The 17,199-nt window shown below is 73.6% G+C and carries 14 protein-coding genes; 2 read left to right on the top strand and 12 right to left on the bottom strand.

From position 1 onward, the window contains the following. Window positions 1-224: 224 nt before the first annotated feature. Window positions 225-1,235, top strand: coding sequence for a TauD/TfdA family dioxygenase (locus HA039_RS20700; protein ID WP_167032159.1), 1,011 nt, complete (start codon window positions 225-227; stop codon window positions 1,233-1,235). 206 nt (window positions 1,236-1,441) lie between these two features. Here the strand turns inward: HA039_RS20700 and HA039_RS20695 are convergent, their stop codons facing one another. The 12 genes from HA039_RS20695 to HA039_RS20635 form a co-directional block, all read right to left on the bottom strand. Beyond that, window positions 1,442-4,009, bottom strand: coding sequence for an FtsX-like permease family protein (locus HA039_RS20695; RefSeq protein WP_208298668.1), 2,568 nt, complete (start codon window positions 4,007-4,009; stop codon window positions 1,442-1,444). Beyond that, a complete protein-coding gene (locus HA039_RS20690) occupies window positions 4,009-4,803 on the bottom strand; it encodes an ABC transporter ATP-binding protein (protein ID WP_167032154.1) in 795 nt (264 codons plus the stop codon). Before HA039_RS20690 ends, HA039_RS20695 begins: the two co-directional genes overlap by 1 nt. Before the next feature lie 108 nt (window positions 4,804-4,911). Continuing rightward, complete coding sequence (locus tag HA039_RS20685; protein WP_167032151.1) at window positions 4,912-5,601, bottom strand: ferric reductase-like transmembrane domain-containing protein; 690 nt, start codon at window positions 5,599-5,601, stop codon at window positions 4,912-4,914. 147 nt (window positions 5,602-5,748) lie between these two features. Beyond that, window positions 5,749-6,570: a 4'-phosphopantetheinyl transferase family protein gene (locus HA039_RS20680; RefSeq protein ID WP_167032148.1), complete on the bottom strand. Its 822-nt coding sequence runs from the start codon at window positions 6,568-6,570 to the stop codon at window positions 5,749-5,751. A 40-nt stretch (window positions 6,571-6,610) separates the two neighbouring features. After that, window positions 6,611-7,993: an alkaline phosphatase family protein gene (locus HA039_RS20675; protein ID WP_167032144.1), complete on the bottom strand. Its 1,383-nt coding sequence runs from the start codon at window positions 7,991-7,993 to the stop codon at window positions 6,611-6,613. After that, on the bottom strand, window positions 7,990-9,183 hold the full coding sequence (gene eboE, locus HA039_RS20670; protein WP_167032141.1) for a metabolite traffic protein EboE: 1,194 nt from the start codon (window positions 9,181-9,183) through the stop codon (window positions 7,990-7,992). The genes HA039_RS20675 and eboE overlap by 4 nt, the downstream gene beginning before the upstream one ends. A gap of 12 nt (window positions 9,184-9,195) precedes the next feature. Beyond that, window positions 9,196-10,053 carry a TatD family hydrolase gene (locus tag HA039_RS20665; protein ID WP_167032136.1) on the bottom strand — a complete coding sequence of 286 codons (858 nt, stop codon included), beginning with the start codon at window positions 10,051-10,053 and terminating at the stop codon, window positions 9,196-9,198. A gap of 104 nt (window positions 10,054-10,157) precedes the next feature. Next, the gene (locus tag HA039_RS20660) at window positions 10,158-10,820 is read right to left on the bottom strand and encodes an EboA domain-containing protein (RefSeq protein WP_167032133.1); all 663 of its coding nucleotides are present in this window, start codon (window positions 10,818-10,820) and stop codon (window positions 10,158-10,160) included. After that, a complete protein-coding gene (locus HA039_RS20655) occupies window positions 10,817-11,875 on the bottom strand; it encodes a sugar phosphate isomerase/epimerase family protein (RefSeq protein ID WP_167032130.1) in 1,059 nt (352 codons plus the stop codon). Before HA039_RS20655 ends, HA039_RS20660 begins: the two co-directional genes overlap by 4 nt. Then, window positions 11,872-13,746: an SCO3242 family prenyltransferase gene (locus HA039_RS34530; protein WP_341830028.1), complete on the bottom strand. Its 1,875-nt coding sequence runs from the start codon at window positions 13,744-13,746 to the stop codon at window positions 11,872-11,874. Before HA039_RS34530 ends, HA039_RS20655 begins: the two co-directional genes overlap by 4 nt. Continuing rightward, entirely contained in the window at window positions 13,743-14,960 is a 1,218-nt protein-coding gene (locus tag HA039_RS20640) for an inositol-3-phosphate synthase (protein WP_167032127.1), read from the bottom strand. The genes HA039_RS34530 and HA039_RS20640 overlap by 4 nt, the downstream gene beginning before the upstream one ends. 55 nt (window positions 14,961-15,015) lie before the next feature. Continuing rightward, complete coding sequence (locus HA039_RS20635) at window positions 15,016-15,810, bottom strand: Tat pathway signal sequence domain protein (protein WP_167032124.1); 795 nt, start codon at window positions 15,808-15,810, stop codon at window positions 15,016-15,018. Between the two features lie 295 nt (window positions 15,811-16,105). Between HA039_RS20635 and HA039_RS20630 the strand changes: the two genes are divergently transcribed. Continuing rightward, on the top strand, window positions 16,106-17,110 hold the full coding sequence (locus HA039_RS20630) for a hypothetical protein (protein WP_167032120.1): 1,005 nt from the start codon (window positions 16,106-16,108) through the stop codon (window positions 17,108-17,110). Window positions 17,111-17,199 lie beyond the last annotated feature (89 nt).

Genomic DNA, 17,199 nt, shown 5'->3' with positions numbered 1-17,199 from the left:
GCCTTTTTCCGCGTTGTCGGCGTTGTCGGCGGTGTCGGCCTCTTTTCGCTTTCTCTCCGCGTACGGCACGGACAGAAAGGCCACCGGGCGATCGTGCACCGTACGCCTATGGACCCTCTATACACGCCACGGCGGCCGGTACCCATGAATTCGCCCGTAGGGACGCGATAGCACCCTCTCGGAGACTGGGGCGGTAAATTCCGATCGACGCGAGGAATGCCCACATGTCCGAGACCCATACGCTTCCCCTACCTCTTCTCACGGCTCCCGCGGTCACCGCGGTGGAACTCACCGACGCCGAGCGGAGCGAGCTCGTCGCCGTCGCGGAGCAGCTGGCCCCGGAGGTGGCCGCGGGGGCCCGGATCGACGATCCGGCCTGGCTGGAGGCGGCTCGTGACGCCTCGGCGCTGCTGCCGCGCACCCTGCTGGCGACGCTCAGGAGGTTCCGTCATGACGCGGGCCCCGACGGGGTGCTGCTGCTGCGCGACATGCCCGTGGTGGCGAACGCGCCGCTCCCGGTGACGCCGACCGTGAAGGGATCCGTCGAACGCATTCCGACGATCGCGGCGGCCGTGATCACCACGGCGATGCTCCAGCTCGGCGAGGTCGTGGCGTTCCGGAACGAAAAGACGGGCGCGCTCGTACAGAATGTCGTGCCCGTTCCCGGGAATGAGACGTCGCAGAGCAATGCGGGTTCCGTTCTGCTGGAACTGCACATCGAGAACGCCTTTCACGACAACCGGCCCGACTACGTCGGGCTGCTCTGCGTACGGGAGGACGCGACCGGGGACGCGAAGCTCTGCACGTCCTCGATCCGCCGGGCGCTGCCGCTGCTGTCGGAGCGGACCCGCGCGGTGCTGGCGGAGCCCCGGTTCCTGACCGAGCCGCCGCCGTCCTTCGGGTCCCTGGACAGCGCCACGCCCGCGCACGCGGTGCTGAACGGCGACCCCCAGGACCCGAACGTGCTGGTGGACTTCTCCGCCACCCACCCGCTGGACGACGAGGCGCGCGCGGCCATGGCGGAGCTGCGGGAGGCCTTCATGGCGACCATGTCGGCGCTCGCGCTGCGCGTCGGCGACCTCGCGGTGGTCGACAACCGGCTCGCGGTGCACGGCCGTACGTCGTTCACGCCGGCCTACGACGGCGCGGACCGCTGGCTGCACCGGGTGTACGCGCACCTCGACCACCGGCGCAGCCGGGTGGACCGGGCCGACAACGGCGCGGTGCTGGGCTGACCGGGCGCGGCGCCCCGAACGACACGGGAGCCGGTCTCCAGGACCCTGACCAGGGGTTCGGGAGACCGGCTCTTGTCGTGCCCTTGTCGTGCCCTTGCCGTGCTCTTGTCGTGTGTACGGGCGGCCCACCCTCCCGGGCGGGGCGCGGACGCCGTGAGGGGCGTACGGGAGGTCTCCCGTACGCCCCTCACGTCTCCCTCCGGTGCTTACTGGCGGGAGCCGATGACGTCCGCCGGCCGGCTGCTCAGGGCGAACCGGCCCGGGATCATCGTGGCCACCGCCGCGAGGACCGCGGCGAGGGCGAGGACCCCCACGTACATCACCGGGTCGATCGAGGGCTGCGCCGCGCCCGTCATCCCCACGCTGAACGCGGTGAGGACGGCGAACGCGATGCCGGTGCCGAGGACCGCCGCGACCAGGACCACCAGGGCCGACTCGATGCGCAGCATCGACATCACCTGCCGACGGGTCGTGCCGACGAGCCGCAGGAGCGCGAACTCGCGGGTACGGTCCGAGACGGACATGGCCAGGGTGTTGACGACCGCGATCGCGGTGAACGCGATGATCAGGCCCATGGCCAGGTAGTTGACCTCGGCGTTGGACTGCTGGACATCGGCGGCCAGGCCGTCGACCTCCGTGCGGTCCAGCACCGCGATCCCGGGGAACGCCTTGACCGCGGCGGTCAGTTGCTGCCTGCCCGCCTTGCCGTCGCCGGCCGTCTTGACCAGGACGGAGGAGGCGAGCGGGTTGTCGACGTGCTTCGAGACCAGGGTGTGGGACATCGTCAGATCACCGAAGCCCAGGCCGCGTTCGTAGACGGCGGCGACCTTGAGGACCACCTCGGTGCCGTCGCCGAGGGTCAGCCGCAGGCTGTCCCCCGGCTTCTTGCCGAGGTTGTCGGCCGAGACGTCGCTCAGCGCCACGCTCTTGTCGCCGAAGCCCTTGATCGAGCCCTGCGAGACGTCCGGGTCCCAGTTGACGGTGAGGCCCTGCGGGGTCAGCCCCTGGGCCGGGTACTTGTCGAGGCCGACGCGGACCGTCGTACGGACCACCTCGGTCACGTCGGTGACCCCGGGGACCTGCCGCAGCGCCGCGGTGGCGCCGGCCGGGACACCCGGGCCGCTCGAACCGACCACCCAGTCCGCCTTGTTGCCCGCCTTGGCCTGCGCCGTGGAGGCGTCGCCCATCGTCGTCTGGACGAACAGGACGGTGGAGGCCATGCCGATGAGCAGCGTCAGCGGCGTGACCGCCGAGGCCATCCGCTTGGCGTTGGCCTTGGCGTTGGCCGTCGCGAGGTGGCCGCCGACCCGCGAGAGGCGCAGCGGGACACCGGCGAGGGCCACCGAGATCCGGGAGATGACCGGGCCGAGGACCGCGACGGCGACGGACAGGACGACGACGCAGAGGAACGTGACGGGCTGCGAGGCCGGTTCCGTACGGAGGAAGCTGAGGACGACGACGAGGACGATGCCGCCCGCCAGGACCAGGGCGCCGGTGAGGAGCCTGCTCCAGGCGAAGTGCCGCTTCTCCATGGCCGCTTCGGAGAGCGCCTCGGCGGGCCGGATGCGCGCGGTACGGCGTGCGCTGATGCGCGCCGCGGACCAGGCGCCGAGCAGGGCGGCGGCGATCGCGGCGAAGAACGGGACGACGCTGTAGGTCATCTCCAGGGTTTCCGGGATGGCCTTGAAGTCGACGAACTTGCCGTGCAGCCAGTACGCGATGGGCAGTCCCATGGCCGAGCCGAGCACGCCCGCGAGCGCCCCGATGATCAGGGCTTCCCGGCCGATGAGCTGCTTGACCTGCTTGGGGGTCGCGGCGACGGCGCGCAGCAGGGCGATCTCGCGGTGGCGCTGCTGGATGGAGAGGGCGAACGTGCCGACGACGACGAGGATCGCGACGAGCAGGGACGTACCGCCCATGGCGCCGCCCATCGAGACCATCTTGATCCGGGCGGCGCCCGCGTCGAGGAACTCGACCGGGCCCCGGTCGCCGCCGGTGGCGACCTTGTAGCGGATGCCGTCGTCGTTGGAGAGCGCCTTGTTGACCTGGGAGGCCAACTCGCCCGCAGAGACGCCGGACTTGGGCAGGACGCCGATCACGGCGGCCTGGCCGCCGCGCCCGGAGAGCTTCTGGGCCTCCGCGTCCGAGAAGAACAGGGAGGTCTGCTGGCCCAGGTCGCCGCTCCGGGGCGCGGCGATCCCGCTGACCTTGTACGGGGTGGGGGCGCCGGTCGACTGGACGACGACCTCGCTGCCGGGCTTGAGCCCCGTACGGGAGGCGAGTTCGCGGTCGACGACGACCTCGCCGGCGCCGGGCGCCTTGCCGTCGGTGAGGGCGAAGGGGGTCAGGGCGGCCGAGGACCAGCCGTGGCCGTACGACTTCTTGCCGTCGACGCCCTCGACGATCCGGCCGCCGGAGTCCACCGCGTAGGCGGGGAAGGTGACTTCGGGGACGACGCGGGCGGCGCCGGGCAGCGAGGACAGCTTCTCGGCCGTGCCGGCCGGCAGCCAGACCCGCTCGGCGAGGGGCTTGGCCTTGTGCTTGGTCTTGGTCTTGCCCTTCTTGTGCTTGACGGTGGTCTGGTGGACGTTCTGGTCGGCGCCGACGACGACCGGCGTGGCGGCGTAGCGCTCGGTGTTGATGGTGCCGCGCAGGCCGGTCTCCAGGAGGATGCCGCACGCGGTGACCAGCGCGGCCGCGCAGAACAGGGCGAGGAAGGCGCCGATGAAGCTGCCCTTCCTTGCCCTCAGGGTCTGGATCGCGTATCGCAGCATCAGGCCCACGCTCCCAGGTGTGTCATGCGCTCGGCGACGCGGTCGGCGGTCGGGGAGTCCATGCGGCCGGCGAGCTTGCCGTCGGCGAGGAACAGGACGGTGTCGGCGTAGGCGGCGGCGATCGGGTCGTGGGTGACCATGACGACGGTCTGGCCGGTCTCGTTCACGCAGGCCCGCAGCAGGGAGAGGATCTCCTTGGCGGTCACGGTGTCGAGGGCGCCGGTCGGCTCGTCGCCGAAGATGACGTCGGGGCGGGTGATCAGGGCGCGCGCGATGGCGACGCGCTGCTGCTGGCCGCCGGAGAGTTCGGCGGGGCGGTGCTTGGCGCGGCCGCCGAGGCCGACGCGGGTGAGGATCTCCTCCAGCCACGCCTTGTCGACGCTCTCGCCGGAGAGCCGTACCGGCAGCTCGACGTTCTGGAGCACGGAGAGGGAGGGGATCAGGTTGAACGCCTGGAACACGAAGCCGACGCGCTGCCTGCGCAGCTTGGTCAGCTTGGTCTCGCTCAGGTCGTTCAGCTTGGTGTCGCCGATGTAGGAGGTGCCCGTGGTCGGCTTGTCGAGACCGGCGGCGCAGTGCAGGAAGGTGGACTTGCCGGAGCCGGACGGGCCCATCACCGCGGTGTACGAACCGCGTTCGATGGTCACCGAGACTCCGTCGAGCGCGCGGACGCCACGGCCGTTCTTGCCGTACACCTTGGTCACGTCGTCCAGGCGCAGGGCGTGGCCCCGGGTGTCAGTGCCGTAGCCGCTGCTGTTCTCCTGCGAACGACGGCTGCTCCTCTCGGTGATCATGCGCGACCAGTCCTCTCCATAGTGCGATTCCAAGGGGTAAAGGCATCGGGGACCAGCCTGCCCCCCGGATCTATATACGATCTATCACAGGGTGTGACTGACACTTGCTCAACTTCTTTTCGTCCAGCGGTGGATGAGCGCGGCGGACGCGGCGGCCAGGCAGAGCGCGTAGCAGGCGACGACCCAGGGGGCGGGGGCGCGCCCCGCGGTGAGGCCGTGCGCGACGGCGGCGAGCCAGGCGGCGTAGGACGCGCCGTGCAGGACGCGGAAGGGGCGGATCCAGCGGCGGGTGGCGAAGACGCCGCGCCAGATGCCCGTGACGGCGGCGAGCACGAAGAGAACGGCGGCGAGGGTGCCGAGGCCCGTGAGGAGGTCGGTGACGCCGAGGGCCGCGGCGGGGGTGACGCGGCCGCCCGCGGCCTTGACGGCGATGTGCAGGGCCAGGAACGCGAGGCCGGCCAGGCCCGCCGTGCGGTGCGCGTGCTGGGCGAGGCGGCGGTGCGCGGGGCGCAGGAGGTCGCGGAAGACGGTGGTGAGGCCGAGCATCACGGAGGCGGAGAGGGCGACGAGGGCGACGACGCCCGCCATCCGGTCCAGCCAGTCGCGCGGCGCGCCGCCGGCGAGGGCGCCGAGGGTGACGAGGGCGGCGAGCGGGACGAGCCCGGCGGTGACGGCCCGGGGGCCGGGGAGGGCGGTGTGCGGGGGGCCGGTGCGGGGTGGGGCGGGCGGGGCGGTGGGGTCAAGTGCGGTCGCTGGTGCGGCTGTTGGCGGGGGCGGGCGGTTCTCGGTCAGGGACACGGGGGCCTCTCGGGCTCTCTCGGGCTCTCTCGGACGGGGTGGGTGCTCCTTGCGTCGTGCGACGTGCGTGGTGCGCCGTGCGGGTACGGGGGTACGGGCGAGCGCCGCCCGGCCGGGACCGGGCGGCGCCCTCCGTATCTCTGTGGGCTAGTCGCCCGCTCCCGCCGGGGCGTGGAGACGGACCTCGCCCAGGGCGCTCCCCAGCGGGCGCGCCAGGGACGCGGACCACGGGCCCGGCACGGCGAGGTCCCGTACCTCCCAGCGGGTCGTCTCGGAGCGGTACGTGTGCACCACCTCGACCGGCCCCGGGTCGGCGGGGCGCACGTCGAGCGCGTGCAGCTCCATGCCGAGCAGCCCCAGGCCGACCGCCTTGACGACGGCCTCCTTGCGGGTCCACGTGCGGTGGAAGGCCGCGTCCCGCTCGGGGCCCCGCGGCCGGCCCATGACGTAGGCCCGTTCCGACGGGGTCAGGACCACGTCGGCCAGGTTGTCGTCGACCGGCCTGAGGGCCTCGACGTCCACGCCGACCCAGTCACCGGCCCGTACGGCCAGCGCCCCGATCCCCGCCGTACGCGACAGGCTGACGGCCAGCGGCACCGGCGGCCTGACGACGGACGGCGGCCCGTGTTCGGGGTCCCCGCAGCCCGGGCAGATCCGCCGGCCGAGGCCGACCTCTCCCGGGGTGATCCCGAGCAGTCCGGCGATGGCCCGCCGGGCGCCCGCCCGCGTCGCGGTGAACGCCGCCGCGTCCGCCTCGGCGTGGAACCGCCGGGCGCGGCCCCGTTCGACCGCGTCGAGCACGGCGTGGTCGGCCGGGTCGGTGCGGTCGCCGAGCGGCCACCACCACACGTGCACCTCACCGAGCGTCCGCAGGCGTTCCACGGCCGCGAGCGCGGTGTCGGGTACGTACACCTCGCTGATCGTGGCATCGAGCGTGGCGCCGATCGTGGTGCTTCCCCGAGGCGTCATCCGCCCCTCCTCTCTCCGTCCTTTCCGGTAACGGCCGGTCTCAGGCCAGTCCGCCCAGGCGCAGGAGCAGGTCCTTGACCTCGGTGGCGTGGTAGCGGTCCCGTTGCTGACCCGGGTCGGAGCACAACAGCAGTGGTCCGTCCCGGTCGTCCTGGGGCAGCCGTCCGTGGCTGCCCCTGACATGGGTCGGGTCGAGCGGCACCACGTTCAGCGGCGCCCGCATCCCGGCCTTCTTGCGCAGCAGTGTCAGTGCCGCCTTCGCCTTCACCGCCGGATCGGCGGGGTCGAAGAAGAGTTCGGCCGGGTCGTAGCCCGGCTTGCGGTGGATCTCGACGCCGCGCGCGAAGTCGGGGGCGCGGCTGTCGTCCAGCCAGTAGTAGTACGTGAACCACGCGTCCGGGTCGGCCACGGCGACCAGTTCCCCGGCGTTGGGGTGGTCGATGCCGTAGGCGGCCTGCTCGGTGCGGTCCCAGACCTCGTCGACCCCGTCGAGGCCCTTGAGGACGTCACGCACCCGGGGGACGTCCGACGGGTCGGCGACGTACACGTGGGCGGCCTGGTGGTCGGCGACGGCGAACGCCCGTGAGGTGTGCGGGTCCAGGTACTCCATGCCGCGCTGGGAGTAGACGGACAGCAGACCCTCCCTGCGCAGCGCCCTGTTGATGTCGACGGGCCGGCTGACCGGGCTGATCCCGTACTCGCTGAGCGCCACGACGGTGGTGCCCCGGTCGCGCAGGTCGCCCAGCAGCGGCCCGAGTTCGGCGTCCGCGTCGCGCGCGGCCCGCACGGCCTGCGGGCTGTCGGGGCCGTACCGCTGGAGGTCGTAGTCCAGGTGCGGGACGTAGATGAAGGACAGGTCGGGGCGTCGGGTGTCGGCGACGTGGCGGGCGGCGCCCGCGATCCACCGGGTGGAGGCGATGGAGGCGGTCGGGCCCCAGTAGTGGAAGAGGGGGAACTCGCCCTGGCGCGCGGTCAGTTCGTCGCGGAGCCCGGCCGGGGTGGTGTAGCAGTCGGGCGACTTGCGGCCGTCGTAGTGGTAGACGGGCCGCGGGGTGAGGGTCGTGTCGACGTCCGCGCCCATCGCCCACCACCAGCAGAGGTACGCGGTGGTGTGCTCCGGGTCCCTGGCGCGCGCGGCCTGCCACACCTTCTCGCCCCGGACGAGGGCGTTGTGCTGGCGCCACATCATGACTTCGCCGTGGTCGCGGAAGTACCAGCCGTTGCCGACGGCCCCGTGGTCGCGGGGCATCAGGCCGGTGGTGAAGGTGGCCTGGACGGTGGCGGTGACGGCGGGGAAGACCGTGTCGAGGCGGGCCGTGAAGCCCTCCTCGCCGATGGCCCTGACGTTCGGCATCTCGCCGAGGAGGTGGGGGGTGAGGCCGACCGTGCAGAGCACGGCCACCTGGTCGCGGCGGCCGGTCATGACGGGGCTCCCCGGTGCGAGCCCTCGTGCGGGCGCAGCCCGAGGCCGGTCAACTCCTGCTGGGTCCATTCGAGTTCGGTGGCTATCCCGGCCGCGACGGTGGCGGGCCCGGCGGGGCGCAGCCCCTTGGGCAGCACGTCCCAGGTGTACGTCTCGACCTCGATGTGGTCGGTCAGCGCGCGCTCCCCGCCGAACGCCACCCGCAGGGTCTCCTGGAGCACGTCGCTGGTGTTGCGCAGCGGCGGCTCGGGCTGGTCGTGCAGGGGTACGTGGTAGTGGATCCGCCAGGGCGCCTCGCCGGGCAGCGCGCCGGCGAGCGCGGGCGCGAGGTCGTCGCTGCCGTGCAGGGTGCCGTCCGCGGACCGCTCCCTGGTCTGGTGGAGGAAGCGCGGTTCGGCGAACGGGCGCAGCGCTTCCCGTACTTCGGGGTCGGAGGGGTGGTCGGCCACCAGGGCGGACGACGCCTGGAGCTTGACGACGGGGACGCCCGCGGTGACCAGCGCGGCGATCGCGCCCGCCGGGTCCTCGTGCTGGACGGCGAGGTGGCAGACGTCCAGGCACAGGCCGATCCAGTCGTGGTCGGCGCCCGCGATGGCCTCGGCGGCCTGGGCGGTGGTCTCGGCGACGCAGCCCGGTTCGGGTTCGAGGCCGACGCGCACGACCCGGCCGGTCTCGGCCTCGATCTGCTTGAGGCCGGCGGCGAGGGCGTCGAGGTGGCGGGCGGCGGCGGAGCGCTGGGCGCCGGTCCAGGAGGTGCGCCAGGCCAGCGGGAGGGTGGAGATGGAGCCGCGGGCCGCGTCGTCGGGCAGCAGTGCGGCCAGGACCCGGGCGAGGTTGAGGGTGTAGTTCAGGCGGGAGGGCTCGGACCAGTCGGGGTAGTAGACACCGCGTTTGACGACGGGCGCGTGGAATCCCCGGTAGGGGAAGCCGTTGAGGGTGACGGTCTCCAGGCCGCGCGAGGTCATGTCACGGCGCAGCGTCGCGACGGCCTCCGGGTGGGTGGCCAGGTGCGCGGCCACGTCGGAGGGGAGCCACAGGCCGAGCCCGACGAGGTCGGTGCTGAGGTGCTGGCGCACCGGTTCGCAGAACTCGGCGAGCTGGGCCGTGATGCCGTCGAGGGTCTCGGCCGGGTGCACGTTGGTGCAGTACGCGACGTGGACCGTGGTGGAGTCGGAGTGGTGGAGACGCATCGTCTATCGTCCTCAGCTGCCGCCGCGGGCGATCGAGTTTCCGGCGTACAGCCCCGCGGCCTGTACATCGTTGTAGCCGTCCAGGTCGAGCCTGCCCGACTGGCCGTAGAAGATGACGGGGTTACGCCACATCACACGGTCGACGTCTTCGTGGTCGAAGCCGGCGGCGAGCATGGCATCCGCGGTGGTGCGGGTCAGCAGCGGGTCGCTGTGTCCCCAGTCCGCCGCGGAGTTGACGAGGACGCGCTCCGTTCCGTACCGCCGGAGGATCGCGACCATGCGCTCCGGGGTCATCTTGGTGTCGGGGTAGATGGAGAAGCCCATCCAGCAGCCGGAGTCGGCGACTTCGGCGACGGTGACCTCGTTGAGGTGGTCGAGGACGACGAAGCCGGGGTCGATGCCGGACTCGGCGACGACGGCCAGCGAGCGGGCGGTGCCGCCCGCCTTGTCGCGGTGCGGGGTGTGGACGAGGGCGGGCAGCCCGAACTCGACGGCGAGGGCGAGTTGGGTGGCGAAGGCGTGTTCCTCGGCGTCGGTCATGGTGTCGTAGCCGATCTCCCCGACCGCCACGACTCCGTCCTTGGCCAGGTAGCGGGGCAGGAGGTCGAGGACCGGGGTGCAGCGGGGGTCGTTGGCCTCCTTCGGGTTGAGGCCGATCGTGCAGTGGTGCCGGATGCCGAACTGGGAGGCGCGGTAGGGCTCCCAGCCGAGCAGGGCGTCGAAGTAGTCGGTGAAGCTGCCGGGCGAGGTACGGGGCTGGCCGAGCCAGAAGGCCGGTTCGACCAGGGCGCGGACACCGGCGTCGTACATGGCGCGGTAGTCGTCGGTGGTGCGTGAGGTCATGTGGATGTGTGGATCGAAGATGCGCATGGCCGGTGCTCCGTCGGGAGGTCGGGGGGGCCTGGGGGCTGTGGGGTCCTGGGGGCCTGAGGTCCTGGGGGCCTGAGGTGTCCTCGGGTCCTGGGAGTCGGTTCCTACTGCTCGTAGGCGTCCACCAGCCACAGGTCGTCGGGGATCGGCCGGCCGGCGGCGCGGCGTTCGGCGGCGAACCCGGCCGCCATGCGGGCGAGTTCGGCGTCGCGGCGCTCGTGCAGGCCGGCGACCTTGGCCAGCGGGATGCCGGTGAACAGGCACTTGAGGACGGCCTGGCGCCAGCGGTACTGGTCGAGATGGACCTTGGCGTACGGGCCGAGCGCGGCGGCGATCAGCCGGTTGTCGTTGGTGCGCAGGGCGTCGTCGGTGAGCTCCAGCCCGTGCGCGCCGACCGGCAGGAAGGCCAGGGCCCGCAGTACGCCCCGCCGTTCGGCGGCGTCGCCGTGGTGGTAGCGCCGGGCGGCCTCGCGCGCCAACTCGTCGCCCTCCAGGGGCAGTCGGGCCAGCAGTACGGTCCGTACGGCGTCCTCCGTCGACCAGCCGGCCCAGCCGGGGAGCGGGCCCCTGCCGTACACGCGGCCGGCGGCCGGGAAGCGGCTGTCGAGCGCGCGGGGGCCCTGCGCGTCGACGGCCGCGAGATCCGCGGCGAGCCGGGTGCGGTTCTCCTGGCCGAGGCCGGAGCCCAGGCACTCCTTGAGGGTGCGCAGGACGAGCGCGTCGCACACGGCGGGCGGCGGCGCCACTGCCGTTGTCGGGGCTGTCATACCGGTACGACCTCCTTGAGAAGGGCTGCGGAGCGCAGGAACTCGATGCTGTGCCGGGCGGTCGCGGTGGCGGCGTGGCTGTGCCGGGGAAGCTCCACGGACACCAGCCCCCGGTACCCGGCGGTGCCGAGTGCCGCGAGGACGGGCGGGAAGTGGATGTCGCCCTCGCCGAAGGGGAGGTGCTCGTGGACCCCGCGCCGCATGTCCTCGATCTGTACATGGGCCAGCCGGTCGGCGGCCAGTTCGACACACCGGGTGACGCTGTGCGGTTCGAGGCAGCGGCAGTGGCCGATGTCGAGGGTGAGGCGGAAGCGGTCGGGCCGGCCCAGCGCGTCGTCCAGCCTGCGGTAGCCGGCGAGGTCGGCGACGAGCATGCCGGGTTCCGGCTCGAAGGCGAGGTCGATCCCGGCGGCGTCGGCGTGCGCCACGGTCTCGGCGCATCCGTCGACCAACCGCGCCCAGGCGTCCTCGGGCCGGGTCCCCGGGTCGGCGGTTCCGCTCCAGAAGTGCACGGCCTCCGCGCCGAGTTCGGCGCCGATGCCGATGGCGCGGCGCAACAGGTCCAGCCGCATCGCGCGCCCGTCGGCCTCGGCGCTGAGCAGGGTGGGGCGGTGCTTGCGCCAGGGGTCGAGGAGGTAGCGGGCCCCGGTCTCGACGACCAGCGCGAGCCCGGTGACGTCGAGCACCCGGCGCACGTCGGCGATCCGGCGCGGGAGGTGGTCGGCGTACGGGTCGAGGTGCTGGTGGTCGAGCGTGAGGGACACCCCCTCGTACCCCAGATCGGCGAGCACCCGCAGGGCATCGGGCAACCGATGGTCCCCGAACCCGTTGGTGCCGTAGGCGAATCGGGGGGTGCCGGGGGTGGGGGTGCGGGTGCGGGTGCTCCGGGTCTCGGCACGCGGCGGGGTGGCGCGGTCGCGGACGACCAGGGCCTCGGTGCGTGGCCGGGTGGATGTCCGGTTACGGGAGGACTGGGCCAAGGGGCTCAAGGCCTCTGCGCCCGAGGGCGGGGCGGCCGGGGTCGTGAGGGCCTGGGTGCGCGGGGGTGTGGTCATGTCGAGGACACCTTTCTCGCGAGGCGTCCGAGCACGGGGAGTGCGAGGCCCAGGGGCAGGGCGGCCAGCGGTGCCCCGGCGCGCGCGACAAGGGCGGCCTGGAGGGGCAGCAGCGCGTGGATCCCGGCCCCGACGGCGGCCCGCACGCGTGGGGCGGAGGGGTGGCGCGCGACGGCGGACTGGGCGCGGACGCAGGTGACGGCGTACGTGGCCGCGGCGGTGGCGGTGACCAGGGCGGTGGCGATGGCTCGGGACCCGCCGTCGCCGGTCGCCAGGGCGGTGACGGTACGGGCTCCGGCGGTCGCCGAGGCGGTGGCGGTACGGGGCGTGGCGGCCCCCGGGGTGGCCGTGGCGTCGGTTCGCGTGGCGAGAAGCCGGGCCACGGAGACCGCGGCCGGCCCCGCGAGCTGCGCCCCGGCCCCGGCAACGGCCAGCCACTGCGCGGCGGTGAACCGCGCGGGCCCGCCCGAGGGGGCGACGGGGGCCGAAGGGGTGGGCGGCGCGGACGTGGTGACGGGGGCCGGTCCGGTACGGGGGCCGACAGCGGCCGGCGGCCGGGCGGCGGGCCCGGCGCCGCGCACCGCCGCGGTCAACGGCGCCGCGACCGGCTCCGGTTCCGGCTGTCCCGCTGCGGGTGGTGCCCGGTGCCCGGCGGGGGCCGGGGCCGCCTGGCGCGCCGACGGGACCGGCGGCCGGGCGACGGACGCCTGTCCGGGGTGGGGCTTCAGGGTCGGCGGCCGTCCCGGCTCGGGCGCCGGTGTCCGGTGTCGGGCCACGGTGGGGGACGGGACCGCCGACACGGCCGGGGCCGGGCCGCGTACCGCGATCGGGTGCGGAACGGGCGCGGGGGCCGCGTGGCGGACCGTGGTGGGAGACGGGACCGCCGACACGGCCGGGGCCGGGCCGCGTACCGCGATCGGGTGCGGAATCGGCGCGGGGGCCGCGTGGCGGACCGTGGTGGGGGACGGGACCGCCGACACGGCCGGGGCCGGGCCGCGTACCGCGATCGGGTGCGGAATCGGCGCGGGGGCCGCGTGGCGGGCCGTGGTGGTCGGCGGGGCGGCCGTGGTGGTCGGCGGGGACACGTGGCGGGCCGTTGTGGGCAGGAAGGGGATGGCGGAGGCCGCTGCGGAGGCGCGTACCAGGGTCGTCAGCAGGCGGGTTGCCGGGGTGGCCAGGGTGGCTGTGATCATCGCTGTCGTGGCCAGGGAGACGCGGGGTTCCGAGTGCGGGGCGCCGTGGACCTCGTGGCGGCTCAGGCGCGTCACCGCCAGGGTGTGCGCCGCGATCGTCGCCGCCGCCGGGAGGGCGGGGGTCGTGCGGCCGGGGGGTGCGCCGTGCAGGACGTCCAGGGCCCGGGCCGCGGCCATCGTCGCCGGGCCCAGGGGGGTCGACTTGAGGCCCAGGTCGTACGCCCAGACCGCCGCCGCGAGCGGCAGGGTGCGCCGCAGTACCGTACGACCGCCCCCCGCCAGCGCCGCGATGCCGAGGCCCGCGCCGGTCAGGCCCACCGCCACGGCCAGTGCCGCGCCCGGGGTCAGGCGGCCCGAGGGGATGGGGCGTTCGGGGCGCTCCACGGCGTCCTCGTCGCGGTCCGCCCAGTCGTTGAGGGCCATGCCCGCCCAGTAGAGGGCGACGGAGGACGCCGCCAGCGCCAGGGTGCGCGCCACCGGGGCGCGGCCCGAGGCCAGCGCACCGGCCAGGACGTCGCCGGGCACGGTGATCGCGGCGGGCGCCCTGACCAGCTCGACGAGGGTCCGGAAGCGGGACCCCGGGGACGGGGACGGGGACGGCGACGGGGACGGGGCGGCCACCGCGTCCGCGCGGGGCTCCGCCCCAGGCACCGTACGCGCGCGCGTCGCGGTCGTCATCGCGACGCACCCGTGGAAGCGGGCGAGTTGGCCGCTGCGGCCCCCGTCTCCGGGGCCTCAGCCGTCGCCCAGCGCGTGAGTGCCTCGTACTGGAGCGTCAGGTTGTGCTCGCGCGAACCCGCCGGGTCCTTGAAGAAGAAGCCGAGCGCGGGCAGCGCCCCCGCCTCCCCCCGCCGCCGGGCCAGCGCCGCGAGGCGGACCAGGTCCAGGACAAGCGGGGCGGCGAGCGCCGAGTCGCAGCCCACCCAGGTGAACTGCATCGACATCCGCACCCCCAGGAAGCCCTGGAAGGAGATGTGGTCCCAGGCGGTCTTCCACTCCCCCATCTCCGGGACGTTGTCGATGTGCACCTGCCCCTCGACCGCGTGCCCCACGGTCTCCTCCAGGCTGCGCTGCTTCGACTCCGTCTTGCTGCGCGCCGCCCGCGGGTCCTCCAGCGTGGCCCCGTCGCCGCCGCCGAGGAGGTTCGTCCCCGACCACGACCGCAGGCGCAGCGCCCGCTGGGTGAACATCGGGGCGAGCGCGCTCTTGACGAGCGTCTCGCCGGTCTTGCCGTCGCGCCCCGCGTGCGGGACGCCGCGGCGGCGGGCGAGCTGCTCCAGCGCGGGCAGCGAAGCCCCGGCGGACGGCGTGAAGTTGACGTAGGCGCAGCCCGCCTGGAAGGCGGCGTACGCGTAGAGGGAGCTGGCCGGCAGGAGGTCGGTGCTGGTGGCCAGCGCCTCCTCCAGGGTGTCCAGGTCGAGGAAGGCCGGGTCGGGGTCGGGCAGCGGTTCGGTGGACGAGACGTTGACGACGACGACCTGTTCGAGGCCGTGCCGGTCCCGGAAGGACGTGATGTCGGCGGCGAGGCGGGCGGCGGCCGCGGCCTGCGGCTCGCCCTCCCGCCCCGCCCCGTCGCGGATCTCCCGGTCGGCGGCGGCGAGGGGGGCTCGTACCGTGTCCAGGATCCCGGCGGGCAGCACGCCCGCCTCCGCGAGTTGCCCGGCCCTCGCCGGCAGCGGGACGCCGACGATGTCGTGTCCGCCGAACACCAGGTCGGCGAGGGCCGGGAGCGATGCGTCACGGAACGGGGGAAGGTCCGTCACGCATCCGTCGGAGGAGGCAGAGCCCGCGCTGATCGCGGCGGCGCCCGCGGTCGCAGCCGTGGCGACCGAGCCTCGGGCGCCGATCATCCAGACGCCGATCCGGGGGGATGTTCCAGTCGTGGCATGCATGGTGGGCTGTGCCTCCTGAGTCGTACGGGGAGATGTGGAGCCGGGGTGCCGTGGCCTAGAAACGGCCGATGTCGGCCGGGTACGGGTAGCTGTCGAAGGCCTTGTCGATCTGGCGCGTGTCGCGGCGCAGCCACTTGCGGGTCACGCCGTCCACCGTGCGCCGCGGCAGGCGCTTGTTGTCGTTGGCGTCGTTGACCGGCTGCCCGATGGACTGGAGCTCCCAGGCCGTGCCCGCAAGGCGGTTGATGTGCGCCCACCAGTGCTTGTCCACGTTGAGCAGCTGGAAGCCGGCGAGGAAGGGGTGCCAGCGGTGGTACGCGTGGGTGAAGGCGGGCGGCGTGTAGTTCATCATGTGGACCTTGTTGCCGGCCGGGCGGCGCGGGTCGAACAGGACGCCCTGGCCGAACTCCTGGAACGCGAAGAGCAGTCCCTTGGGGTCGCCGCCGTAGAACTCGTCGTACACGTCGCGCTGCGCCCGCGACAGCAGCTCGAAGGCGTCCTTGTTGGGCTTGATCAGCTCGATGAAGCTGCGGGGGTAGCGGCCGCTGGCGCGGGCGGCGGCCCAGGCGGCGTCGGTCTGCGTGAAGTCGCCGAAGGGCGCGGTGATGACGTCGACGGCCTCGACCAGCTCGGGCGTCGGGTTGTAGTAGAAGCGCTCGTCGTACTCGTACCAGAACTCGTTCGCCCAGCGGTCGCCGACCATGCCCGGGATGGAGGGGAGGCGGCGGCGGTGCGGCCGGCCGTGCGCGGCGGCCGGCAGCACGCCGGCCACCGACACCGCGGCCGCCGCGCCGGCGACGCCGACGGCAGCCTTGAGGACGCCTCGCCGGTTCGTGGTGTTGAGCGGCATCGGTGGATCTCCTTCGTCTCGGTGCGGTGAGAGGGGGTGTGCGGTACGGGAACGACTCTGGCGGCGGCCGCTATCGGCGTCCTATACGGCGTCCGACGGCGGCGGTGGGCGGTCTCCGGCGGTGTCGGCGGCCGGTCAGGGGGGAGGGGAGAGAGGGGGCGAAGCCGTCGCGATGCCGTGGCGATACGGCGGCGGACTAGCGTCCTCCGGAAATCGATGTACGGATTCGTACATCGATTTCGGGCCAGTTCGCTGGCCGAAGACAGTCGCTACCCCCCACCTCGAAGGAGTCACTGTGACCGATCTGATGGATCATCAGGTCAAGGAGAACGGCAACGACGACGGCCGGCAGGGCTTAGCACGGTTACACCGCCCCCTGGCCTACTGCGCGGCGGCCATGGGGCTACTCGCCGTGACGGCCGTCGTCGGCATGGCGGTCGACGAACGGACCCTGCTGGGTGAGGGGGTGTGGCTCAAGCCGTTCAAGTTCGCGGTGTCGTTCGGGCTGTACGCGCTCACGCTGGCCTGGATGATCGGCCGGACCCGGGCCTGGCGGCGCACCTTGCGCGTGCTGGGCACGGTGGCCGTCGTGGGGTTCATCGCGCCGGAGATATCGATCATCACGTTCCAGGCGGCCCGGGGAGTGCGCAGCCACTTCAACGTGTCGACGACCCTGGACGACATCCTGGTCAAGGCCATGGGCGGGGCGGCCTACCTGGGCTGGGGGCTGACCCTCGTCCTGGGGGTCCTGCTGATGCTCCAGCGCCGGGTGGACCGGCCGATGGCGTGGGCGATCCCGCTCGGGGTCTTCATCTCCCTGGCCGGCATGTCCGTCGGCTTCCTGATGACCACGCCCACCCCGGCCCAGGCGGACGCCCTCGACGCCGGGGGCAGCCCGGGCATCCTCGGCGCGCACACCGTGGGCGCGCCGGACGGCGGTCCGGGGATGCCGCTGACCGGCTGGGCGAGCGGGGCGGGCGACCTGCGGGTCGCGCACTTCGTGGGGCTGCACGCGCTGCAACTGGTGCCCCTGGTCGCGATCGGCCTCGGCCTGCTCGCGACGCGCGTGCCCGTCCTGCGGGACGCGGCGGTACGTACGGCGCTGGTGGTCGTCGCCGCCCTCGGCCACGCCACGTTCGCCGCACTCCTGCTCTGGCACGCACGACGGGGCCTGGCCCCCCTGGACCCGGACACGACGTCCCTCGTGGCCCTGACCGCCCTGGCGGTGGCGATGGGGGTGTCGGTCCTGGTCATCCTGCGGACAGGCGCGCGCCGCGGAAGGAGGCTGCGCGGCGCGTAGACCGGACACCCCCGGTCCTCAAGCGCCGGACGGGCCGATGTTGTCCTCAATCGCCGGACGGGCTGAGTCCAGCCCGTCCGGCGATTGAG

It is taken from the genome of Streptomyces liangshanensis (assembly GCF_011694815.1).
Taxonomy (GTDB): domain Bacteria; phylum Actinomycetota; class Actinomycetes; order Streptomycetales; family Streptomycetaceae; genus Streptomyces; species Streptomyces liangshanensis.
Note: the sequence above shows the minus strand (reverse complement) of the source record. Positions and strands in the feature narration are given on the sequence as shown.

Coding starts and splice junctions, on each gene's coding strand:
- HA039_RS20700 (WP_167032159.1), top strand. CDS start 225: ATGTCCGAGACCCATACGCTTCCCCTACCTCTTCTCACGGCTCCCGCG.
- HA039_RS20695 (WP_208298668.1), bottom strand. CDS start 4,009: ATGCTGCGATACGCGATCCAGACCCTGAGGGCAAGGAAGGGCAGCTTC.
- HA039_RS20690 (WP_167032154.1), bottom strand. CDS start 4,803: ATGATCACCGAGAGGAGCAGCCGTCGTTCGCAGGAGAACAGCAGCGGC.
- HA039_RS20680 (WP_167032148.1), bottom strand. CDS start 6,570: ATGACGCCTCGGGGAAGCACCACGATCGGCGCCACGCTCGATGCCACG.
- HA039_RS20675 (WP_167032144.1), bottom strand. CDS start 7,993: ATGACCGGCCGCCGCGACCAGGTGGCCGTGCTCTGCACGGTCGGCCTC.
- eboE (WP_167032141.1), bottom strand. CDS start 9,183: ATGCGTCTCCACCACTCCGACTCCACCACGGTCCACGTCGCGTACTGC.
- HA039_RS20665 (WP_167032136.1), bottom strand. CDS start 10,053: ATGCGCATCTTCGATCCACACATCCACATGACCTCACGCACCACCGAC.
- HA039_RS20660 (WP_167032133.1), bottom strand. CDS start 10,820: ATGACAGCCCCGACAACGGCAGTGGCGCCGCCGCCCGCCGTGTGCGAC.
- HA039_RS20655 (WP_167032130.1), bottom strand. CDS start 11,875: ATGACCACACCCCCGCGCACCCAGGCCCTCACGACCCCGGCCGCCCCG.
- HA039_RS34530 (WP_341830028.1), bottom strand. CDS start 13,746: ATGACGACCGCGACGCGCGCGCGTACGGTGCCTGGGGCGGAGCCCCGC.
- HA039_RS20640 (WP_167032127.1), bottom strand. CDS start 14,960: ATGCATGCCACGACTGGAACATCCCCCCGGATCGGCGTCTGGATGATC.
- HA039_RS20635 (WP_167032124.1), bottom strand. CDS start 15,810: ATGCCGCTCAACACCACGAACCGGCGAGGCGTCCTCAAGGCTGCCGTC.